The sequence below is a fragment of the Halomonas sp. A3H3 genome, from assembly GCF_000982975.1.
In the GTDB taxonomy this organism is placed as follows: domain Bacteria; phylum Pseudomonadota; class Gammaproteobacteria; order Pseudomonadales; family Halomonadaceae; genus Vreelandella; species Vreelandella titanicae.
In genome coordinates this window covers 3,998,530-4,020,579 of sequence record NZ_HG423343.1, presented here as the reverse complement: position 1 = coordinate 4,020,579, position 22,050 = coordinate 3,998,530, and the positions used below count along the sequence as shown (strand labels likewise).

Sequence of the window (22,050 nt, the reverse complement as noted above, 5' to 3'; positions counted from 1 at the left end):
ACTCCCATTCAAATGCTCGCTAGAAAAATGCGCATGCTCATTCCTGACCATCTTTTCGCATTGCCTATAAACACGAGCAGATGTTTTACAACTCGCTGTTTTAATTTATTTTTATAAACAATATTCTGGCAATATTTGATCATACCTCTTGCTGAGCGTATCAGAAAAACACGCATTACAGACTAAAAATACTTCATATCACTGCGCATGCATCCATACAAATGGGCCAGCCAAATGGCTAGCAGCCCGCTTCTGAATTAGGTCTCTCCAGCCGCCCCTCCCCCTAACCCCCCATGTCTAATAACTCTTGCCCTGGATCAATAATCCACTCCCTGGGTCTCGTTACACTGGTTTCATCGTTAAGCGGCTATCGGAAAGCCGTCTAATCTTACTATCTGCGTTAACACCTGGAGTGATCCCATGCGTAAAGCCGCCCTGCCTACATTATTCGTCACCACTGTTGCCGCTGCGGCAATGATGACCAGCAGCCAGGCATTCGCCTACGGCGCTGGCGATTTCTTCACCCGCGTGGGTGTGGCCAAAGTCGCCCCCACCAGCGACAACGGCTCACTGGCCAACGGTGCGCTATCAGTGGATGTACAGGATAAAACCGATTTCGCGTTCACCTTGGGCTATCGCTTCCACGATAAAGTCGGCGTGGAACTACTGGCGGCGCTGCCGTTTGAACACGACATCCATTTAAACGGCGATAACATTGCCTCAACCAAGCACCTGCCGCCGACCCTAACACTGCAGTACTACCCGCTGGGCGGCACTCAGTCACGCGTACAGCCCTATGTCGGCGCCGGTATTAACTACACCTTTTTCTCCGATGAGGAGCTGACGATTGGTGATTTAGACCTGGATGACTCCTGGGGAGCGGCAGGCCAGGTAGGTGTTGATCTATTAATTGATGACCATTGGGCGCTGAACGCCGCTGCTTGGTACATCGATATCGATACCGATGCGAGCGTTAACGGTGCGGCGGCAGGTACCGTTGAGATCGATCCTCTCGTGGTCATGGCAGGCCTCAGTTACCGCTTCTAAGCCACTTGCAAAACCGCTAGCGGATGTTATCCACAAAGCCTGCCTCACGGTGGGCTTTGTGCGTTTAGCCGCATGTCGCTTTAAGTGCTTTCAGTGACGATCTGGTCGACCTTCTCTACCGCACGCACAATCAGCAGCTGGTGGTGAGCGGGTGTTTTTTCCTGCTGCAAGTAGGCTGCCACGGCGGGAGCTACCTCGCACTTTGCGGGCATGGCTGCACGCGCATCCATCAAGGCATTCAAGCGGGCAATAAACACAAAGCGTATCCATTGCGGCAGCGACATGGTGTCGATGCAAAACGGCTGCTGGCTGGCGAATGCTTCTGCATCGGGTGTTGGCATGCGCCATAAATCGGCGGCTTTCATCGACGCCTCAAGCTCTAGAAGCGCTGTCTGAAGCGGTTGATAAGTACTCATAAAGTCGCTTGTCACTACCTTGGAAAATGAAGTAAGTGTATCGTCTGCCCATTATCCCCACTCAGCGGGCGCCTTGCCACCTATCAACGCTTGCGGGAAGTTATCCATACACTCACAGAAAACCTGCACGAGCCTGTGGATAAACTATGGAAAGGTGTCGCAGCGCCTGCTCTCATGGGGCTTTGGCAAAGTTGATTAATTTTTAACCGCATTGTCATTAATGCTAATGCCTTAAGGCACTGTCATTAACACCATGTTTATCAGTCACTGCGGCTGACAGTGCCACATCAGCAAGGTAGAGTGCAGGCTTGCAACGCGGAAGGATGTCATGCAACCGATTCAAACCCTTGATGAGTTTTTTACCCGCAGCGGCGGCGAGGTTTCCCTTTACCATATGGGGCGACACGTCGTTCCCTGCCCGCGGGAATCACTGGCGACTTTTGAAAGTGGCGAAATGGCCTGGCCAGAGCCATGGCAGGGCCAGGCGCGCTTAGCCATTGTGTTTCGCCTTGGCGATATGCCCGAACCGGCCATTTGGTTCTTGGCCTTGCCGCTGGATGAGCAGGGAATGATTGCTCCCGCCCAGCGCGATGCGTTTTTAAATCGCCTGTTGGAAACGCTAGGACGCGCAGTTTCCCAGGTAGGCCGTGAAGAAACAGCGGACGTGGATCACTTAATGAAGGATAATCCTCTCGCCTTCACGCCTAGTGTCACCTTCCAAGCCATGCTCAATGCACGCGCCACCCATGCGCGTGGGCTACCCGCCAGCCAGCATTTTGAGCCGGTTGAGGCCTACTTGAGCGGCCAGCAAACGATTGATTGGCAGGCCTTGGGGTTACAGGGGATTGCCGATTACGCTGTGCGTATGGAAACGGCTGACGCTGAATCGCTAGCGCTGCGGCTGCCTGACCTGCCGACCACCGTTATTCACTCCCTGTGCTACTGTTTAGAGCACAAGCCCTTGCCACAGGCGTTAGTCCCCGCACTGCAGCGTCGTGGCGAAGCCGCCGCCCAAGCGGGCGACATTGAAACCCTGTGTGCCTGTCTGCGCGCAGTGGGTAATACGGAGGCATCAGCGGTGGGCAGTTGGTACACGGCCTTACTCAATGACACAGCGGCCTGTGGGCCGGATGTTCTGGCGGCCATCGCCGGGCGCGGCTGGGGTTATCTGGAAGACGCGCAGCGCCTGCCTCTTTTTCTGCAACGCTTAGCAGAAGATGAGCGTAGCGATTTTGCCGCCGTAGTGCGTGATATTGCGTTAATACCACGGCTACGCTTACCGGTCATGATGGCACTGCGGGATGCGCCTGCTGGCTCCGCAACCCAACGCCGTTTGACACTGATGATGTCACAGAGGAACGCTTGATCCGATGTCACTTTTAATTGCAAGGAGTGAGCCGTGAAGGAATTACCCTATCAGGCCAAAGCGGTCATTGGCCGCCGCGAGATGGTGACGCTACCTGAACTAGGGCTTCACCTATGCTGTAAAGCTGACACTGGCGCACGAACATCTGCTCTGCATGCAGAAGAGATAGAGACCGATGAAGATGACCATGGTCAACTGTGGGTTAGCTTTATCACCCATAGCGGAGGGCCAGACACGCCAGCGCATCGTTTCCGATTGCACCTGCATGATCGACGCCGGGTCACCAGTTCCAACGGTCATAGCGAGTGGCGCTATGTTATACGTACCCCGATGCAGATGGGCGATTTGAATTTCCCCATTGAACTGACCCTTACTGACCGCAGCAATATGCGCCACCCGATGCTACTAGGCCGAAGTGCCATGCGCCGCCTCCTGGTGGCCCCCGGTGCCGCATTCTTGCACGGTGAGCCTTAACCCCTTATTAGTCGCTTCAATCTCAGCTCGGAGTCTCCTAAATGCATATCGCTCTGCTGTCACGCAATCGCAATTTGTACTCTACCCGCCGCCTGGTTGAAGCCGCAGAGCAGCGTGGGCATACCGCCCGCGTGGTGGACACGCTGCGTTGCTATATGAGCATTACCTCGCACCACCCTTCGATCCACTATAAAGGCCAAGAGATTGAGCCTTTCGATGCGGTGATCCCGCGCATTGGTTCATCGGTCACCTTTTACGGCTGTGCGGTGCTGCGCCAGTTTGAAATGATGGGCACCTACGTTATCAACGATAACGTCTCGATTACCCGTTCGCGGGATAAATTACGCTCACTGCAACTGCTGTCGCGTAAGGGGTTGGGGCTGCCAATTACCGGCTTTGCCCACTCCCCCGATGACATTCCCGACCTGATCACCATGGTCAAAGGTGCGCCGCTGGTCATTAAGCTGCTCGAAGGCACCCAGGGGATTGGTGTGGTATTGGCGGAAACCAACCAAGCCGCTGAATCCGTCATTCAAGCGTTCATGGGTATGAAAGCCAATATCATGGTGCAGGAGTACATCAAAGAGGCGCGTGGCGCCGATATTCGCTGCTTCGTGATTGGCGATAAAGTGGTGGCTTCAATGAAGCGCCAGGCGGCGGACGGTGAGTTTCGCTCGAATCTACACCGCGGCGGCACCGCCACCGTGATCCGCATCACCCCTGAAGAGCGTTCAACGGCGATCCGTGCAGCCAAAGCCATGGGCCTGCGCGTTGCCGGTGTCGATTTGCTACGCTCCAATCACGGCCCGGTGATTATGGAGGTTAACTCTTCGCCTGGTTTGCAGGGCATTGAGAACGCCACCGGCAAAGATATTGCGGGAATGATCATTGAGCACATTGAAAGAAACGCTTCACCAGCCCGTAAAGCACCGCCCAAGCCTAAAGGCTAAGGCAAAATATTAAAATAATCCGTTTCGGGGGTGGCAAATAGTCGCTGTCACCCCCACAATCTGCGTCACCGAAGGAGGTAGACGCTCATGTTTCTCGATAATCGCCAAGTGGCGATGGACAGCGTATTGGAAGCGCTGGCCGATAGCATTGATTATTTCCAAGACAATATTGAACGCCTGCGCCCGTCGCTGCGTGACGCTTTAAAGCCGCATTATGCTGCGCGGCTCAAGCAGATGCGCCAGCTGCAGGATCTGGCCCGTGCGCATTTAAAAATGCTGCCCCGGGATGCAGACGTTGAGCGCGATGATTTTTTATGGCTGTGGAGCCGTCTAAAAAGCTTTGTCGGCAACGATAGCCAAGTACTCATCAATGAGCTATTGGAGCAAGAGCGTGTATTAATGCAGGCGCTCTCCTCTCTGTATACCCACCCGTTACCCGATCCGATTGAACCGGTGGTAGAAGAGTGCATGCAGGGGTGCCGTAAGCTTATCCGCGAGCTGTATGCGCTGCAAAAGCGCAAAACCCACCGCTAACGCCCTATAGACACGCTGCTAGGGGCTTGAAACTATCTATGGCAAGGGCTAATAAAAGAGCTATGGAGGGCTAAAGCGCTCGTTTAGTGATGGCAGAATAAGGTCTATGGGCGTCCGCCTGGGTAATTCGATGGGCTCAGGCGTACCGAGAAAATAGGGCTCCCTCCCCCATACATAGAGATCACCCAGGGTGGCTACGCGTGCTGCCCACTCGCGCAGCTTTAAACGCCACCCCACTGCTACGGTAGGATCATCCGCCACACAGCCAGTGACATCGATACCTAGCGCACGACCAATAAATACCGCGCGGGGAAGATGCCAGCTCTGGGTGATCAGCAGGGCTTTATCCAGCTGAAAAACGTCTCGGGCACGCGCTAGCGTGTCGTAGGTGCTAAAACCAGCAAAATCCATGGTCAGCTGTTCAGACGCGACACCGCGTCGATACAGCTCACGCCACATTGCGCGCGGCTCGTTATACGCCTGGGTACGATTATCCCCAGAGAGCAAAAGATGCTCGACCTGAGCCTGCTCAATTAAAGTAGCAGCGGTTCGCATGCGCGCATGGAAGTGCGGGTTTCTCACCCCACTACGCGTCCAGTGAGACGTACCGAAGACAATCCCCACCTCTGCTGGACGACACTGCTGCGGCTGACGCTCAATGTAAGCGGCGGTCGTCGCGAGCACCCAAAAATTGCCGCCTATAAACAGCAATGTCGCCAGCAGCGACAGTGCTCCTAGCGACATTAATAAATGCTTTAGCCATTTCAACAAAAGGTTATGCATCCAGCTCCCCAGCCGGGGTTAGAACATGCCGAGTTCAAGCTTGGCCTCGTCACTCATCATGTCACGGCTCCAGGGCGGGCTGAAGACTATTTCGGTGTGAACCTTGCTGATCTGCGGCGCACCGAGGATCTTATTGCGCGCATCCGCCGCGATTACATCGCCCATCCCACACCCAGGGGCGGTCAGCGTCATGCGGATAGTTACCATACGCTCACCACTGATAAGGCGCTCGATACGGCAGCCGTAGACAAGCCCTAAGTCAACGATATTGACCGGTATCTCCGGGTCAAAGCAGGTGCGCAGTTGATCCCACACGAACTGCTCAATCTCTTCCTCGGTAGCCGTTTCGGGCAGCGTAGGACGCGGGAGCGACTCAAGCCCCAGGGCATCCAGGTTTTGCCCCTCAATCAAATAGAGGCGCCCCTCAAAACCGACGCTTACCGTACTGCCTTTCGCCTGCATAACGCTAACAACGCTATCTTCAGCCAGTGTTTCCGTACTGCCAAACGGAATGGCAATGGCTTCCACATCACGCTGGAGCGGTAACTGTTGGCCACGTTCGAGGCTGGCAACTTGCTCAAGATCCATAACTGTCCTTAAATGACGATTCCTAAAGAATCGACCTTAACGCACCATACCAATGACACGTTGGAGTGCTTCTACAAAGCGATCCACTTCATCGAGGGTATTATACGCCGCAAATGAAGCACGGCACGTCGCGTCGACCCCAAAATGATGCAACAAGGGCTGTGCGCAATGGTGGCCGGTACGAATAGCGACGCCGAGCTGATCGATCAGCAGGCCGATATCTTGCGAATGCGCCCCTTCCACAATAAAGGAAAGAACGGCCGCTTTATCCGGCGCAGTGCCTAAAATACGTAGACCATCGATTTGACCGACCGCCTGGGTAGCGTGATCGAGCAGTTGGCCTTCCCAGGCGCCGATGGCATCTATGCCAATGCTCTCCATCCACTCAAGCGCTCGCCCCAGGGCAATGACCTCCGCAACAGCGGGCGTGCCCGCTTCAAACTTATGCGGAATAGCGGCAAAAGTGGTACCCGCATCAAAGGAGACCGTGCTGATCATCTCCCCGCCCCCCTGCCAGGGCGGCATCGCTTCAAGCAGCGCCTGCTTGCCGTAGAGCACGCCAACGCCTGTCGGCCCATACACTTTGTGGCCAGAGAAGGCATAGAAGTCAGCATCGATTGCCTGCACATCGACCACTTGGTGAGGTGCTGCCTGAGCACCATCAATCAGAATCAGCGCACCCTGCTGATGGGCAAGGGTTGCCATCTCTTGCACCGGGTTAATGGTTCCCAGGGCATTAGAGACATGGTTCACCGCCACCAGCTTAGTGCGCTCACTCAGCAGCGAGCGATAGGTAGCCATATCCAGCGCGCCGTTGGCCTCAACGGGAATCACCTTAATGGTAAAACCAATCTCGGCGGCCAACAGCTGCCAGGGAACAATATTGGAGTGGTGCTCCAACATCGAAATCAACACCTCATCGCCAGGCGCAAGATTTGCACGCCCCCAGCTATGCACGACCAGATTAATCGCTTCCGTGGTGCCGCGGGTAAAGATGATCTGACGCGCATCTTCCGCATTAAGGAACGCCTTAACCCGGTGGCGCGTGCCTTCAAACGCCGCCGTCGCCTCATCGGCGAGAGTATGCAGCCCGCGGTGAATATTGGCATTATAGCGCGAGTAGTAATCGCTAAACACGTCAATCACCTGCTGAGGCGTTTGGCTAGTGGCCGCATTATCTAAATAGATCAGCGGCTTGCCGTGCACCTCACGGGCCAGCACCGGAAAGTCCTGGCGCAGGCGCATAACATCAAAGGTCGCTTGCGCAGGGCTTGTTTGCACAGTGCCTGTTTGAGAAGGGCTAGACGTTGGCTCAATAACGGAATGTGGCATCAGACGCTCCTGATTGGGTAGTGGCGCTAGTCGTTAAGTGAAACCGCCGCTTCGACAAGCCCGGCAAGGTTGAAGCGCTCTGGCAGCTTACCGGCGACCGCTAACTCAACGCGCTCGGCAATCGCATCCAGGGTGACTTTGTCCAACACCTCGCCAGCGAAAGCGAGCGTTAGCAGACCTCGAGCGGTGGCTTCATCGATACCGCGGGTACGCAGCGCATAAATCGCCTCTTCGTCTAGCTGGCCTGTAGTCGTGCCGTGTGAGCACTTAACGTCATCGGCGTAGATTTCAAGCTCAGGCTTGGCATCAATGTGGGCACGATCCGATAGCAGTAGGTTTTGGTTACTCTGAAAACCTTCGATCTTCTGGCTATCGCGCTTGACGTAGACCTTGCCGTTAAACACCCCGTGGGCGCGATCATCCAGAATGCCCTTGTAGTTCTCATTGGAGAACGTCAGCGGCGCATTGTGGTTGACCTTAGTATGGTTGTCGACGTGTTGGCGACCCTGACCAAAGAACAGACCCAGGAAGTTGGTTTCAGCGCCCTGGCCGTTCAAGTCACTGATCAGATCGTTGCGCACCAGCGCACCGCCCAGGCTCAGGTTATAGGAGGTATAGCGCGTATCGCGGCCTTGCTCTACGTGAATGCTCGCCACGTGCAAATCACCCAGCGGCGCTTCTTGCAGCTTGTAGTGGGCCAGGATCGCGCCACGGTCAAGCATCAGCTCGCCAACCACATTGGTGAAGTTAGCCGCTTCGCTTTCGCCGGTGTAATGCTCGATCAGCGTGGCCTCACTGCGGCCTCCCGCTTCCACTAGCACCCGCGGGTGGCACATTACCGGCTGACCAGCACGGGACAAAAACTGCAACAGGATGGGTTTCTCAACCACTGTTCCCGGCGCAATGCGAACCACTGCGCCCTCTTCCATAAACGCTGTGTTAAGCGCGGCGAAGGGCGAAAAATCCACACCGGTTAAGCGCCCAAGCGGGCCACCCACGGCTTCATGGTTCTCGGCGAGCGCCTTGGAAAGCGGTAATACCTGAACGCTTGACGACAGTGAATCCAAATCAGAGAGCGCCGATGAGAAAACGCCATCCACGAAGGTCAGCCGGTAGGCATCAATCGGCAACGTTAGCGCCGCGGCGGTGGCCGGAGAGAACTCAGCGTTGTCGGCTATTGCAAAGTTGCCCTGGGCAATCGAACGTACGTCGGTGTACTTCCACTCTTCATCGCGACGCGTAGGAAAACCCAGCGCCTCAAAACGTGCAGCACCCGCCTGGCGACGAGCAGCAATCCAGGTCGGTTCCGCTGTGTAGTTCGAGCTGCGCGCCTTCAGCGTGTCTAGAAAGGTTTGCGTATCGCTCATGCCACAGACTCCTCGATACCTTCGTACCCATTGGCTTCCAGCTGTTTGGCCAGCTCGGCGTCACCGGTTTTGACAATACGGCCATCGACCAGTACATGAACTTGGTCTGGCACGATGTAATCCAGCAGACGCTGGTAGTGGGTGACCAGCAGAATGGCGCGGTCTTCAGCGCGCAGGCTGTTGACACCATCGGCGACCACTTTCATGGCGTCGATATCCAGGCCGGAGTCGATCTCATCGAGCATGGCAAGCTTCGGCTGAAGCACCAGCATTTGCAGGATCTCGTTGCGCTTTTTCTCGCCGCCTGAGAAACCTTCGTTAACGGCGCGCTGTAGGAAGCTAGCGTCCATTTTCATGTAACCAAGCTTCTCTTTCACCAGCTTCATAAACTCCGGCGCTGGCATTTCGCCTTCGCCGCGGGCTACGCGCTGGGCATTAAGCGCAGACTTCAGCAGGTAAATGTTTTTAACCCCAGGAATCTCGACCGGGTACTGGAAACCCAACAGCAAGCCAGCCTGGGCGCGCTCTTCAATTTCCATTTCGAGCACGTCTTTGCCTTCAAAGGTAATCGTGCCCTGGGTAACTTCGTAGCCATCTTTACCGGCAATCACCGCGGATAGCGTCGATTTACCCGCGCCGTTCGGCCCCATAATGGCGTGCACTTCACCCGCCTTGATGGTCAGGGTCAAGCCTTTGAGGATTTCATTACCTTCGACGGAGACGTGTAAATCATTCACTTGCAACATATTGATTACCTTCTGATTCTGGCGAGTCGCCACGGCGACACTAATATAATTAATAGGAATAAATGGGCAGCGGTTAGCCGACCGCGCCTTCCAGGGTCACATTGAGCAGCGCTTCCGCTTCGACGGCGAACTCCATGGGCAACTCTTGGAAGACATCCTTACAGAAGCCGTTAACAATCATGCTGACCGCATCCTCTTCAGAGATACCGCGGCTCTGGCAGTAGAACAGCTGGTCTTCACCGATTTTCGAGGTGGTCGCTTCGTGCTCAATGGTCGCCGTGCTATTGCCAATTTCCTGATAAGGGAAAGTATGCGCACCGCACTTATCACCTATCAACAGCGAGTCACACTGGGTGAAGTTACGCGCCCCTTTGGCCCGCGGGCCAATTTTCACCAGGCCGCGATAGGATTGGTCACTCCTGCCCGCTGAGATACCTTTGGCGACGATATACGAACGCGTGCCTTCGCCAATATGAATCATCTTGGTGCCGGTATCGGCCTGCTGGCGACCATTGGTAACGGCGACGGAGTAGAACTCGCCGATACTGTCTTTGCCGCGCAGTACGCAGGAGGGGTACTTCCAGGTAATAGCCGAGCCGGTTTCTACCTGCGTCCAGCTAATCCGTGAACGGTCACCACGGCAATCGCCGCGCTTGGTGACGAAGTTATAGATACCGCCTACGCCATTTTCATCACCGGGGTACCAGTTCTGCACGGTGGAGTATTTGATATAGGCGTCGTCCAGAGCGACAAGCTCGACCACCGCGGCGTGAAGCTGGTTCTCATCGCGCATTGGAGCCGTACAGCCTTCCAGGTAAGAGACCTGGGCACGGCTTTCGCAAATAATCAGCGTGCGCTCAAACTGGCCAGTGTTGGCCGCGTTAATGCGGAAGTACGTAGACAGCTCCATCGGGCAAGTCACGCCTTCTGGCACAAACACAAAGGAGCCATCGGTAAACACCGCTGAGTTCAGCGCCGCAAAGTAGTTGTCCGCCACGGGAACCACGGTGCCCAAATACTGCTTGATCAGCTCTGGGTAGTCACGGATAGCTTCAGAGATAGAGCAGAAAATAACCCCTGCTTCGCCAAGCTGCTTTTTGAAGGTGGTGGCGACCGAAACGGAGTCAAACACCGCATCGACGGCAACACCTGCCAGCGCGGCGCGTTCGTGCAACGGAATACCCAGTTTCTCATAGGTTTCCAGCAGTTTGGGATCCACTTCATCCAGGCTTTGCGGGCGGTCTTCCGGGCGTTTCGGCGCACTGAAATAGGAGATCGATTGGTAATCAATCGGCGGATAGTCTAGATGCGCCCAGGAAGGGGCTTCCATCTTCAGCCACTGGCGGTAGGCATCCAGACGCCACTCCAGCATCCACTCCGGCTCGCCCTTCTTTTTGGAGATAAAGGCGATGGTGTTTTCATCCAGGCCAGGTGGCAGGGTGTCGCTCTCAATATCGGTTACAAAGCCATCTTTGTATTCGCGACGAACCAACTGTTCCATTTCTTCGCTTGCCATGGTGATACCCTCCGGGCAGTTGGGTGGCGAGGTCATCGCCTTTAATAATAAATTAGGCCTGCTGTACTCGCGCCGCCGTTAGGCCGACGCCGCCGACAGGCTGATCGTTTGAATAGGCAGTTGTACTGGCAGCTTAATCGGCGCTGTATCAGCCAGATGCGCCAGGGTCACGCTCTCTAGCAGAGTACGCATGGCCAAAGAGACCCGCTGCCAGTTGTCTGCCACACCGCAGGTAGCCACAAGCTCACAATCGCCTTCTGCTTGGCTGCACTCGGTCATGGCGACGGGGCCTTCAATCGCCGCAATAATATCGGCGGCAGTAATCTGCGATGCGGGCCGGGCCAGGCGGTAACCGCCTTGGGCGCCACGCTGAGAAACCAGCAGCCCTGCCCGCACTAGCATTTTGAGCGTTTTACTCACCGTCGGATGGGGCAACTGCACGGCCTCTGCTAACTCTGCCGCTGCATGCGACGCCTGGGAATGGCGGGCAATTTGCGCCATGACCACCGCGGCATAGTCTGTCAGCCGAGAAAGCTTAAGCATGTCGACTCCCTTTATGTCATCAGTACGCAGCAAATCAAATGGTCGCCACGTCAATTGAGTACCATTTTAGTCCTGTATAAATTTGATGTGAAGCCCCTGAGCAAAATGGATAGCAATTTACGCAAAATATCGGCACGTTCGGCGCTGATAGCATCAAAAACAACAATCATTATCATTTAGAAAAGCTATTACTTCTGTATCTGCTGCTTTGCATTGAGTAGCCGATTCTGATAGCGTCAGAACGTATTAGATGCCCCTACTGTATGAGGCATCCCGATATTTGTAGGAGGCAAACTATGGATGTAGCAGTTAATAACATGGTAAATGCAACGCTGGATATGAGGCAGGCGCAAGCGATCCAACAGGCTCAGTTCGGTGTTTTTAAAGAGGCATTAGACGGCCAGGCAGCGCAAATCACAGCCCTGATGGATAGCGTTGCTTTAGATCCACAGCTGGCTACCAGCGGCAGCGTAGGTACGCAGATTAATACGACTGCGTAATAAACGTTAGGCTAGATAAACCAATAGCCCCCTGGCGTTGACCAGGGGGCTATTTTTTTAACGACCTGCTTTAGCGCTAGGCTTTCTTAACAAATTCGGATTTAAGCTTCATAGGGCCGATACCGTCAATTTTACAGTCGATATCGTGGTCGCCTTCAACTAAGCGAATGCTTTTCACTTTAGTGCCCACTTTAACCACCAGTGAACTGCCCTTAACCTTCAAGTCCTTGATCACCGTTACGCTATCACCGTCGGCTAGCATATTGCCGTTGGCATCGCGCACGCCTGAAGCGTCATCAGCGCCCTCTTCTTCTGCCACTTTTGACCACTCATGGCCGCACTCTGGGCAGACATATTGAAGACCATCATCGTAGCTAAACTCAGAGGCACAGGCAGGACAGTTAGGCAGGTCACTCATCAGACGGCTCCATCACCACAGTTAGAAAGCGATGGAGCCTACACGGGTTACGCAAAATGTCCAGCCAGAGGCTAGATCAATCGCGCTGGTAAGTACCCACCAAACGGTTCATTCCCAGCAGGTGAGGCTCTACTTCTTTGAGCAGTTCAGCCAGCGTGAGCCCTTCAGGGAGCGAGGTTTGATGATCCAGCGCCAGCACCCAGAAATAATAAAGATGCTTGCCGTGCCCTTCTGGCGGCATCGGGCCACAATAGCCAGTACCACCTTTATCATTTGCACCGACGGTGCCTGCCGCCGTCTTTTCAGTTAATTCCTGAATATCGCCGGATAGGTTATAGAGCACCCAGTGGACAAAGCCATAGCTACCGTCTTTGACCAACGGCGCGTCCGGGTCGTGACAGATCACCGCAAACCCTTGGGTTCCCTCGGGAGCGTATTGCCAAGCAAGTGCTGGCGAAACATCCTCACCTTCCCCGGTGTGCTTGGCAGGGATCGCCTGATGGTCAGCAAATGCCAAGCTGGTAACCTGCATTGATGAAAGTGCAAATGTCATGTTTTATCTCCTTGGTTTATCTAATGTGCCTTTCGCTCCTAGTCTCACAACTCCACCGGCCTTGTTTCTTCAGGCGGCGCTTAACCCAGGCATCGTAAAGCGCCCGCAAGCCCAATTTAATGCCCGGTAGACCAATGATCCAGGCAGCCGGCGCCAACAAGGGAATACGCTTCATTAATAAACGGTAAGCATCGATCCCCTCCAGCAATTGCCCAGATGCTGTTTCGATATGCAGAGAACGCAGTGCCATGTCGGGATCGACGCCCTTTTGCTGTAGCGCCTGGTGATGTTCACTCACATCAAGCCAAGCGATATCAGCGGCATGCCGCCCCGACCAGCGTTCATAGCGGCGGCGCTCTTTACGGCACAGCGGGCACTTCGCATCGTAAAAGACATTGATAGAAGTCTTATTGGGCATATAGCCTCTCTAGTTAACGACACTAAAGCAGTGTGGCATTTTCAGTACTAGTCGCAAACCTTTACATATTCACTGCTTATTTAGGCTACGGCTATGACATCTGAGTTCAAAAAACAGCTATTAATTGTTGCTCATGCCCCTTCGGCGAATACCCGCTTATTGCGTGATGCGGCTTTCCAGGGCGCGAGTCATCCCGACCTTGAGCAGGTGCACTGTGTGGTAAAAGCGCCCTTGGAAGCTGGACCAGACGACGTGCTTGCTTGCGATGCGATTCTGCTCGGCACCACAGAAAACCTGGGTTATATGAGCGGCGCCCTCAAGGATTTTTTTGATCGCAGCTACTATTCTGTCATTGAAAAGAAACAGGGATTACCCTGCGCGCTCTATATTCGCGCGGGGCACGATGGCACGGGCACCCAACGCGCAGTAGAAAGCATCGTCACTGGCTTACGCTGGCGATGGGTACAGCCACCGCTCATTTTGCGCGGCGAGTGGCAGCCCTCATTTGCAGATCAGGTAGAAGAGCTCAGCATGACCCTAGCGTTTAGTGTTGAGAGTGGCATTGTTTGAAAGTGACATGGTTTGAGAGTGATATTGTATAACCTCGCCCAGCCTGCCTTACTGTAGATAAGCATTTCGTGCCCATTGTGCGATTAAAGGGCGGCAGTACTTGCTTGAATTTACTGCTGTGACTTAACGCACGTACATTAGGTAGCCATTATGCATAAAGTCATTGCTTTCTATGATGATCGGGTGCTCGCTCACGAGCCCAATATTGACGCCGACTTTCTACCTCAACGGATCGATAAGCGCATTCGACATCTGCTTGCAGGGCTCCCTGTGCCATGGAAATACCCCGAGCACCCCGGCCGTTTGAAAGCCATTCAGCACCTGCTTGAGAAAGCGCCCATTGCGGGCCTGCACATTGAAGGTGGCAAAGCAGCCACCCATGAACAACTCGCCAGGGTGCATACCACGTCCTATCTAAGCGATATTTTTAGCCTGCGCGAGAAAAATGCCTGGTTGGATGTGGATACCACAGCGGTCTCACCGGGTAGCGTCGATGCCGCCGAAGTCGCCGCGGGAACGGCCATTGCCGCAGTAGAAGCGGTCATGGAGAAACGCGCTAAAAGTGCCTTTGCACTTGTACGCCCACCGGGACACCACGCTGAGCCCGTTCGCGCCCGTGGCTTTTGTTTATTCAACAATGTAGCAGTCGCCGCAGCCCATGCGCGCAGTGCGCTGGGTTGTGAGAGAGTGCTGATTGTTGATTGGGACGCCCATCACGGCAACGGCACCCAGGATATTTTTTGGGCAGAGCCGGACGTGATGTTTTTCGATATTCACCGCGCGGCGCCCTTCTATCCCGGCTCAGGTCACCTGGAAGAGGTGGGCGCCGGTTTAGCTGAAGGCACCACGATTAATGTTCCGTTACCGGCTGGCGCTGGCGACGAAGCGTATCTCAAGGCATTTCGTGACATTCTTGCCCCGGCCGCAGCGTGGTTTAAGCCCGACATCATTTTAGTCTCGGCAGGATTTGACCCCCATTGGCACGATTTAGCCTTAAACGTTTCCTATGAGGGTTTTGGCGCACTGACCGGTTTCTTGCAACAACTGGCCGAACAACACTGCGATGGCCGCTTGGTGTTCGTATTAGAGGGCGGCTACAACCTGGAGTCACTGGCGAACGGCACCCGAGCGGTGCTAGCAGTACTAGCTGGAAATGCCGTACCTGAACCCGATACCTGCGGCGTTGCGGAAGTCCAAGCCGCGGCGGATTTCCACCGCACGGCTTTTCAATCCGAATAATTTCGCTGCTCATAAAAACGGCACATCGCGGTGCCGTTTTGCAATGCCGATTGCCGATTTAAAGCAATAAAAAGCTAGGTGATTATTTCAAGCGTTCAAACACCGTCGCTACACCTTGCCCCATACCAATACACATGGTGGCTAAACCCAGGGTGGTATCGCGCTGCTGCATAACGTTCAACAGCGTTGTGCAGATACGTGAACCCGAGCAGCCTAGCGGGTGCCCCAGAGCGATTGCACCGCCATTGAGGTTAACCTTGTCGTCCATCGCATCCAGGAAACCGAGATCTTTCAGCACCGGAATACCCTGCGCCGCGAAGGCTTCGTTGAGTTCAACGGTTTGGATATCCGCCGCGGAAAGACCGGCGATTTTCAGCGCTTTCTTAGACGCTGGTACTGGACCATAGCCCATGATCGACGCATCACAACCCGCGACGCCTGTAGAGAGCACCTTCGCAATAGGCTCTAAGCCAAGCGCTTGAGCACGCTCGTAGCTCATCACTGCCATTGCCGAGGCACCCACGGAAAGCGCCGAGGAGGTACCCGCCGTGACCGTACCGTTGCGCGGGTCAAACACCGGCTTCAGATTCGCCATAGACTCCAGGCTAGCGTCACCGCGAATCACTTCATCACGCTGAACCATGACTCTAAAGCCGCGTTGATCGTGGCCTTCGACGCCGATAATTTCGTTATCGAAGTAGCCCTTCTCCATGGCCGCCTGGGCGCGCTGGTGAGAGCGGACGCCGAACTTATCCTGCTCTTCCCGGGAAACGCCGTGCATTTTACCCAGCAGTTCAGCGGTTAGGCCCATCATCATCGCTGCTTTGGCTGCGTATTTGCTGGCCGCCGGGTTAACGTCAACGCCGTGGGCCATGGGTACGTGCTCCATGTGCTCAACGCCGCCGATGATAAAGAAGTCGCCCACACCCGCTTTGATATTGGCGGCGGCGATATGCAGCGCCGTCATTGAAGAGCCACACAAACGGTTAACGGTTTGCGCGGGCACCGAGCGCGGAATGCCGGTCATAATCGCCGCATTACGAGCAATGTTCATCGACTGCTCAAGCGTCTGGTTCACACAGCCCCAGATCACATCATCCACTTCAGAAGGATCTAGATTAGGATTGCGGGTAAACAGCGCCTGCATAGCCGCAGCAGAGAGATTCTCTGCGCGTACGTTACGAAAAGCACCATTTTTGGCTTTCGCCATGGCGGTACGAACACCGTCTACCACCACAATGTCTCTCGGATTCAAACTCATCTTATATCTCCTGTGCGTGGTGGTTAGGCCTGGGTGGCAGAGTTGTCACTGGAATAGAATTGCTCGTTGTTCTGAGCCATCTGACGCAGCTTGTCGGTGGGCGCGTAAAGCGGGCCCAACTCCTCAGCTAGCCCTTCCGCAAGCTTGACGAACTCTGCAACGCCCATGGCGTCGATGTAGCGCAGCGCACCACCACGGAAAGGCGGGAAGCCGATGCCATAAATCAACGCCATATCTGCTTCGGCTGGCGTGGCCACAATGCCATCTTCCAGGCAGCGCACGGTTTCCAAGCAGAGCGGTACCATCATACGAGCGATAATATCCTCATCGGAAAACTCTTTATGCTCTTTCACCACCTCTTTAACTAAAGCGTAAGCCGCTTCGTCAGTGACTTTCTTCGGCTTACCCTTCTTGTCTTCTTCGTAGGCGTAAAAGCCCTTGTCGTTCTTCTGGCCTAAACGGTCGTTGTCATACATGACCTGAATAGCGGTTTTACCGTCGCGGGCCATCCGATCTGGGAAGCCTTCCGCCATGACTTCATTGGCGTGAACGGCAGTATCCAGACCGACCACATCCAGCAGGTAGGCCGGGCCCATGGGCCAGCCGAACTTCTCCATGACTTTATCGACGTGCTGGAAGTCAGCACCCTGTTCAACCAGGAAGCTAAAGCCGCCAAAGTAAGGGAAGAGTACCCGGTTGACCAAGAAGCCGGGGCAGTCGTTAACCACAATCGGCGTTTTGCCCATTGCCCGAGCATAGGCCACGGTGGCAGCAACGGCGGCATCCGAGGTCTTCTCACCACGGATGACTTCTACCAGAGGCATGCGGTGTACGGGGTTGAAGAAGTGCATACCGCAGAAATTTTCCGGCCGCTTGAGGTTTTGCGCCAAGCGGTTGATGGAAATCGTCGAAGTGTTCGAGGTGAGAATGGTATTTTCGCTCACCATCCCTTCCACTTCGGTCAGTACGGCGTCTTTGACTTTGGGGTTTTCAACCACCGCTTCGACAACGAGATCGACATTGCCAAAATCTCCGTAGGAGAGCGTCGGGCGAATATTGGTCAGCTTTTCCGCCATCTGCTCGGTGGTCAGCTTTTTGCGCTCTACCTGCTTGGCAAATAGCTTACGGGCTTCTTTCAGGCCCAGCTCAATGGCGTCATCCTTGATATCTTTCATCAGAATGGGCGTGCCTTTAGAGGCACTCTGATAAGCGATACCACCGCCCATGATACCCGCACCCAGCACGGCCGTTTGCTTAACCGGCTGCGCCTGTTTCTCATACTTGCTGGCTTTTTTCTTGACCACTTGGTCGTTCAAGAACAGACCCACCAAGTTAAACGCTACGCTGCTTAGCGCCAGTTTGGCGAAAGCTTTGGCTTCAATGGCCTGGGCACGGCCACGCTCTTCACCTGCGCCTTTTTGGATCACTTTGATCGCCTCAACCGGCGCCGGATAATGGGGCCCCGCCTTACCAGCGACATAGCCCTTCGCCGTTTCAAACGCCATCATCTGCTCAATCGGGTTGAGCTTCAGTGGGCTGGTCTTTTCAGCACGGCGGGCCTGGTAATCCAGCTCACCGGCATTCGCACGGTCAAGAATATCCAGTGCGGCCTCTTCCAACTGTTCAGCCGTCACCACCGCATCTACGGCACCCACTTTTAGCGCGGCATCGGCACGGTTTTCGGTGCCACCGGCAATCCACTCAATGGCATTATCGGCGCCGATAATGCGCGGTAGACGCACGCAGCCACCCCAACCAGGCAGGATGCCGAGCTTGGTTTCGGGCAAGCCGATCTTGGCTTTGTCGCCCATCACGCGAAAATCGGTGGTCAGCAATACTTCGCAGCCACCACCCAGCGCCAGACCATTGATCGCCGTTACCGTAGGGAACGGCAGATCTTCAATAGCGTTAAAAATACCGTGAACCTTAAGGTTCATCTCCTCAAGGTAGGCTTCACCTTTATCAAATAGACTGTGAAACTCGGTGATATCGGCGCCCACGATAAACACGTCTTTCCCGCTCGCAATAAGTAAGCCTTTTAAGCTATTTTCAGCTTGTATGGCTTTTACTGCTTCGCCCAGCTCTGCGACCACCGCGCTGGAAAGCTTGTTGACGGACTCATCTTTCAGATCGAAAGTGAGCATTGCGATATCATTACCATTCGGGGTGTCACGACGTGTCACCGTGATGGCGTTGCCTTGATAGATCATCCGCGCTCTCTCCACATTTTCGGGCTGGCTCTGAAAAGAGAACCCGCCACATTTCTCATACGGCTTCCACACGACTTTCATACGGTCGTTTGATTGCCTTAGCTTGGTTGAGTTGCCTGATAACGTCAAGCCCAGACTTTTGGCTAATTTGCTTATTCACTGAGACCAGCGCTCTCCGGCATCCGTTCCTACAGCGTCGTCTTAATGAATGTAACGGATCACGCCAGAAGCACGGATTTACACTAGATCAGCGTTAAGCCTGACAGCCTGTTAGAATCGCGCTTCCTTTTACTTTGCAGGTTATCTTGTTATGGGCGCACTGCTCACGCCTACGCGTATTGAAGCCATTCAGCGGCGAATTGAACGCATTGTCGAACGCCTCAAACCCTGGAGCTGGCTTTGGCCTCCGATGGCCTTTGCTGCCGGGCTAAGCAGCTTCTTTTTAGTTGATCGCCAACAATGGTTAGGCGCAGCGCTGGCACTGGGATTACTGTTTGCCTGGACGCTACTGCTTTCGGAAGGTTTGATCAGCCGCTGGCTGTCGCGCCGGGGCCACCCCACACCAACCCGGGGCGTAACCACCTTTATTGCCCAGATGATTCACCAGGAGACACTTTTCTTCACCCTGCCGTTTATCTTAGTCACTACCGTGTGGAATAGCGGACAAACGCTGTTTGCGCTACTGGTGGGCGGCATGGCAATACTGTCGATTATCGATCCTCTCTACTTCAAAGTCGCGGAGCGCTGGCGCAGCCTCTATTTCGTCTTTCATGCCCAGTGCGTCTTCCTGGTACTACTGGTCACACTCCCCATCATGGTGCACCTTACCACCGGCCAGAGTCTGCTACTGGCCCTGGGGATTACCATTCTGGTGGCCTTGCCGAGTTTTTGGCACTTGCTTAAGCAACGCTCGCTCAAACGCTGGTGCGCTTTTTTTGTGTTGACGCTGCTACTCGCCTACGGGGCTTGGCTTGGACGTATATGGGTACCGCCTGCCAGCCTCTGGATGACCAGTAGCGCGCTCTCTCCTGGCTTTAATGTTGAGCAGCGCCTGCCCCAAGGCTCAATGGCGTTAACGCCGCAAGCCATCAGCGAAAATGGCCTTTATGTTTACACCGCTATTCGGGCACCGCGTGGATTAAGTGAAACTATTACCCATGCCTGGCATCACAATGGTGTGCCAATGGATGTCGTGGAGCTTAATATCGATGGCGGACGCGAGCAGGGTTACCGCGCATGGAGCCACAAACAAAACTTTCCCGAAGACCCTAGCGGCGATTGGCGCATTGATATCATGACAGGTACTGGCCAGCGCTTGGGATTAATACGTTTTGAGGTCTCAGACGATGCTCAGGAAGCCACGCTGGCAGATGGAGAGATACGCGCTAGTGGTCTAAGTGGATTAAACTTACGGCGGTTTGTGCCGGGTCGACCTAACGATGAAGAGGCGCGACCGGAAGATTGAAGGCTTAAGCGCCTTGCATTCAGCGGCGTAGCTTATGACAATTCGACTACTCACATTTATTGGCAGCTAGTTACCTATGGCTTCAACGATTGGATTTCGCATCGCACGCTTGCCCCACCTATGGCGCTCCATCTTGGATCGCCGCTTGGCGCCCTTGGGATTAACCCAAACACGCTGGGTGACGCTGTACCACCTGTGGCGTCTTGGCGAAGGCCATCCACAGTGCGATCTCGCCCGTGCGATTGGCGTTGAGGCGCCCTCTCTTGTGCGCACCTTGGGCCAGCTCGAAGAGCAAGGCTTAGTTGAGCGTCGAGCCTGCGACAACGACCGTCGCAGCAAGCGGATTTATCTTACCCCTGCCGCTATGCCGCTGCTGGAACAGATCGACAGCGTTGCGCAACAAGCGCGCAAAGAGATGTTCGCTGGCTTAAGCGAAGAGAACCTCGAACAACTCAACGAATGGTTGGCGGTGATTGAATCCAACGGCTTAGCGATACAAGCACGGGATCAGGATAGCCCAGTATCTTGATCGCTTACTTTGGAAGACGACTTCTCAGTGCCCTTTAACGGCTGGCTGAAAGGCTGGTCGGCACGACCACGCAGCGCCTCCCGCAGTTGCTGAAATTCAGGTAGGTAGGTCGCGAATCGCTCCGCGGTTTGCGACTCCCACCACCAAAGCGTCAATGCATAAGGGGTTGACTGCACCACCAAGGCGTCTTGCGGTAAGCGTTCAAGCAGTGTTTTTAACGCTGCTGTGGCGGCATCAGGTAAAGGCCGCAAAGGGGCTATCCGCCAGCGCCAGCCAGCATGAAATGGCGTTAAGGCTTCACTGGCATTGCTGTCTCTTACCAATAGAAAATCAGGCCCCGGCCCTTCCTGGGGATAGTGCCAGCGATAAGCTGGCATGGTACCTCTAAAATGGTGTAGTGGCGGCTTTTCCAGTTTAATGCTGACGCCCTGTTTGGCGATTTGAGTGCGCAGCGCCTGCTGGCGTTTTTGACGCGGGCTAGGCTTTAGCCACATCACCGGCGCAATTACAAACAGCATAATAAACACGATAATCAACCATTCCATCTCTACATTTCCTCCCACATAAGCCACACTGTATAAACTAATCTAAAAACCATGACTCAGGTCGCTGTTTTGACCCAAGTCATTGTTAAAACGCTTGCTATTGTTAAAACAGGACACGCCATCTAAAGTAACGGTTATTGAACAAAGAGCCTCTTTGTTACCTACTGCCAAGGAGATACGCCATGAGCTATCACCACATTTTAGTTGCCGTTGACTTAACCAAAGACTCCCACAAGATTCTGGAACGTGCCGTTGCGATCGCTGAACGCAACGACCAAGCCAAAATCTCCATTATGCATACCCTGGAACCGCTTGGGTTTGCCTACGGTGGCGATATCCCCATGGACTTGACCAGCATCCAAGACCAGCTAGATGAACACGCCAAAAAACGCCTAGCCGAAATCGCCGCCCCACATATTGCCGAGGCTGACCAGCACGTAGTGGTGGGTATGCCCGACACTGAAATTCACCGTTTTGCTGAAGAGCACGATGTGGATCTAATCGTAGTGGGCTCCCATGGCCGCCACGGTTTTGCTCTACTGCTCGGCTCAACCTCTACCGGCGTATTGCACGGTGCCCAATGCGATGTGCTAGCCGTTCGCGTCGGTAAAAAAGGCGAAGAAAGCGACGAGTAACCTAAGGCACGATAACGTTTATAAAAAAGGCGCCCATACGGCGCC

25 protein-coding genes are annotated in these 22,050 nt (G+C 54.5%); 11 read left to right on the top strand and 14 right to left on the bottom strand.

The genetic code is table 11. The annotated features are described in order from the left end of the window. Positions 1-420 precede the first annotated feature (420 nt). Positions 421-1,047: an OmpW/AlkL family protein gene (locus HALA3H3_RS18155; protein ID WP_022522983.1), complete on the top strand. Its 627-nt coding sequence runs from the start codon at positions 421-423 to the stop codon at positions 1,045-1,047. Between the two features lie 80 nt (positions 1,048-1,127). On the opposite strand, the gene HALA3H3_RS18150 is transcribed toward HALA3H3_RS18155, so the two are convergent. Further along, complete coding sequence (locus HALA3H3_RS18150) at positions 1,128-1,463, bottom strand: YqcC family protein (protein ID WP_022522982.1); 336 nt, start codon at positions 1,461-1,463, stop codon at positions 1,128-1,130. A gap of 328 nt (positions 1,464-1,791) precedes the next feature. Between HALA3H3_RS18150 and HALA3H3_RS18145 the strand changes: the two genes are divergently transcribed. From HALA3H3_RS18145 to HALA3H3_RS18130, 4 genes are all read left to right on the top strand, one after another. Next, positions 1,792-2,829, top strand: a complete 1,038-nt coding sequence (locus HALA3H3_RS18145) for a DUF3549 family protein (RefSeq protein WP_022522980.1) — start codon at positions 1,792-1,794, stop codon at positions 2,827-2,829. Positions 2,830-2,862: 33 nt separating this feature from the next. Next, positions 2,863-3,303, top strand: coding sequence for an ATP-dependent zinc protease family protein (locus HALA3H3_RS18140; RefSeq protein WP_009287110.1), 441 nt, complete (start codon positions 2,863-2,865; stop codon positions 3,301-3,303). A 41-nt stretch (positions 3,304-3,344) separates the two neighbouring features. Then, positions 3,345-4,253, top strand: coding sequence for a 30S ribosomal protein S6--L-glutamate ligase (rimK, locus tag HALA3H3_RS18135; RefSeq protein WP_009287111.1), 909 nt, complete (start codon positions 3,345-3,347; stop codon positions 4,251-4,253). Between the two features lie 87 nt (positions 4,254-4,340). Continuing rightward, positions 4,341-4,787 carry a hypothetical protein gene (locus HALA3H3_RS18130; RefSeq protein WP_009287112.1) on the top strand — a complete coding sequence of 149 codons (447 nt, stop codon included), beginning with the start codon at positions 4,341-4,343 and terminating at the stop codon, positions 4,785-4,787. A 60-nt stretch (positions 4,788-4,847) separates the two neighbouring features. On the opposite strand, the gene HALA3H3_RS18125 is transcribed toward HALA3H3_RS18130, so the two are convergent. The 7 genes from HALA3H3_RS18125 to HALA3H3_RS18095 form a co-directional block, all read right to left on the bottom strand. Then, a complete protein-coding gene (locus tag HALA3H3_RS18125; protein WP_022522979.1) occupies positions 4,848-5,570 on the bottom strand; it encodes a SanA/YdcF family protein in 723 nt (240 codons plus the stop codon). Positions 5,571-5,588: 18 nt separating this feature from the next. Continuing rightward, the gene (gene sufT / locus HALA3H3_RS18120) at positions 5,589-6,158 is read right to left on the bottom strand and encodes a putative Fe-S cluster assembly protein SufT (RefSeq protein WP_009287114.1); all 570 of its coding nucleotides are present in this window, start codon (positions 6,156-6,158) and stop codon (positions 5,589-5,591) included. A gap of 36 nt (positions 6,159-6,194) precedes the next feature. Further along, on the bottom strand, positions 6,195-7,490 hold the full coding sequence (locus HALA3H3_RS18115) for a cysteine desulfurase (RefSeq protein WP_022522978.1): 1,296 nt from the start codon (positions 7,488-7,490) through the stop codon (positions 6,195-6,197). A gap of 26 nt (positions 7,491-7,516) precedes the next feature. Then, positions 7,517-8,857, bottom strand: coding sequence for a Fe-S cluster assembly protein SufD (gene sufD, locus HALA3H3_RS18110; protein WP_022522977.1), 1,341 nt, complete (start codon positions 8,855-8,857; stop codon positions 7,517-7,519). Continuing rightward, positions 8,854-9,603 carry a Fe-S cluster assembly ATPase SufC gene (gene sufC, locus HALA3H3_RS18105; RefSeq protein WP_022522976.1) on the bottom strand — a complete coding sequence of 250 codons (750 nt, stop codon included), beginning with the start codon at positions 9,601-9,603 and terminating at the stop codon, positions 8,854-8,856. The genes sufD and sufC overlap by 4 nt, the downstream gene beginning before the upstream one ends. A 73-nt stretch (positions 9,604-9,676) precedes the next feature. Next, positions 9,677-11,119, bottom strand: a complete 1,443-nt coding sequence (sufB, locus tag HALA3H3_RS18100; RefSeq protein ID WP_022522975.1) for a Fe-S cluster assembly protein SufB — start codon at positions 11,117-11,119, stop codon at positions 9,677-9,679. A 78-nt stretch (positions 11,120-11,197) separates the two neighbouring features. Continuing rightward, positions 11,198-11,662 carry an SUF system Fe-S cluster assembly regulator gene (locus tag HALA3H3_RS18095; protein ID WP_022522974.1) on the bottom strand — a complete coding sequence of 155 codons (465 nt, stop codon included), beginning with the start codon at positions 11,660-11,662 and terminating at the stop codon, positions 11,198-11,200. Positions 11,663-11,958: 296 nt separating this feature from the next. On the opposite strand from HALA3H3_RS18095, the gene HALA3H3_RS18090 reads away from it, so the two are divergent. Further along, a complete protein-coding gene (locus HALA3H3_RS18090) occupies positions 11,959-12,162 on the top strand; it encodes a putative motility protein (RefSeq protein WP_022522973.1) in 204 nt (67 codons plus the stop codon). A gap of 76 nt (positions 12,163-12,238) precedes the next feature. Here the strand turns inward: HALA3H3_RS18090 and HALA3H3_RS18085 are convergent, their stop codons facing one another. The 3 genes from HALA3H3_RS18085 to HALA3H3_RS18075 form a co-directional block, all read right to left on the bottom strand. Further along, on the bottom strand, positions 12,239-12,580 hold the full coding sequence (locus HALA3H3_RS18085; RefSeq protein ID WP_022522972.1) for a zinc ribbon domain-containing protein YjdM: 342 nt from the start codon (positions 12,578-12,580) through the stop codon (positions 12,239-12,241). Between the two features lie 76 nt (positions 12,581-12,656). Continuing rightward, positions 12,657-13,133, bottom strand: coding sequence for a YbhB/YbcL family Raf kinase inhibitor-like protein (locus HALA3H3_RS18080; RefSeq protein WP_022522971.1), 477 nt, complete (start codon positions 13,131-13,133; stop codon positions 12,657-12,659). A 16-nt stretch (positions 13,134-13,149) separates the two neighbouring features. Further along, positions 13,150-13,551 carry a thiol-disulfide oxidoreductase DCC family protein gene (locus HALA3H3_RS18075; RefSeq protein ID WP_022522970.1) on the bottom strand — a complete coding sequence of 134 codons (402 nt, stop codon included), beginning with the start codon at positions 13,549-13,551 and terminating at the stop codon, positions 13,150-13,152. Between the two features lie 93 nt (positions 13,552-13,644). On the opposite strand from HALA3H3_RS18075, the gene HALA3H3_RS18070 reads away from it, so the two are divergent. Next, on the top strand, positions 13,645-14,121 hold the full coding sequence (locus HALA3H3_RS18070) for a flavodoxin family protein (RefSeq protein WP_022522969.1): 477 nt from the start codon (positions 13,645-13,647) through the stop codon (positions 14,119-14,121). A gap of 150 nt (positions 14,122-14,271) precedes the next feature. Further along, positions 14,272-15,360 (top strand): histone deacetylase family protein, encoded by a 1,089-nt coding sequence (locus tag HALA3H3_RS18065; protein ID WP_022522968.1) that lies wholly within the window; start codon positions 14,272-14,274, stop codon positions 15,358-15,360. An 82-nt stretch (positions 15,361-15,442) separates the two neighbouring features. Here HALA3H3_RS18065 and fadA read toward each other — a convergent pair whose 3' ends face one another. Both fadA and fadB read right to left on the bottom strand, forming a co-directional pair. Next, positions 15,443-16,621, bottom strand: a complete 1,179-nt coding sequence (gene fadA, locus HALA3H3_RS18060; protein ID WP_022522967.1) for an acetyl-CoA C-acyltransferase FadA — start codon at positions 16,619-16,621, stop codon at positions 15,443-15,445. Positions 16,622-16,644: 23 nt separating this feature from the next. Then, entirely contained in the window at positions 16,645-18,831 is a 2,187-nt protein-coding gene (gene fadB, locus HALA3H3_RS18055; RefSeq protein ID WP_022522966.1) for a fatty acid oxidation complex subunit alpha FadB, read from the bottom strand. Positions 18,832-19,141: 310 nt separating this feature from the next. On the opposite strand from fadB, the gene HALA3H3_RS18050 reads away from it, so the two are divergent. Both HALA3H3_RS18050 and slyA read left to right on the top strand, forming a co-directional pair. Next, complete coding sequence (locus HALA3H3_RS18050) at positions 19,142-20,296, top strand: DUF5924 family protein (RefSeq protein ID WP_022522965.1); 1,155 nt, start codon at positions 19,142-19,144, stop codon at positions 20,294-20,296. A gap of 76 nt (positions 20,297-20,372) precedes the next feature. Beyond that, on the top strand, positions 20,373-20,825 hold the full coding sequence (gene slyA / locus HALA3H3_RS18045; protein ID WP_022522964.1) for a transcriptional regulator SlyA: 453 nt from the start codon (positions 20,373-20,375) through the stop codon (positions 20,823-20,825). On the opposite strand, the gene HALA3H3_RS18040 is transcribed toward slyA, so the two are convergent. Further along, on the bottom strand, positions 20,804-21,370 hold the full coding sequence (locus HALA3H3_RS18040) for a hypothetical protein (RefSeq protein ID WP_022522963.1): 567 nt from the start codon (positions 21,368-21,370) through the stop codon (positions 20,804-20,806). The genes slyA and HALA3H3_RS18040 overlap by 22 nt on opposite strands. Positions 21,371-21,552: 182 nt before the next feature. On the opposite strand from HALA3H3_RS18040, the gene HALA3H3_RS18035 reads away from it, so the two are divergent. Then, entirely contained in the window at positions 21,553-22,005 is a 453-nt protein-coding gene (locus HALA3H3_RS18035; protein ID WP_022522962.1) for a universal stress protein, read from the top strand. Positions 22,006-22,050 lie beyond the last annotated feature (45 nt).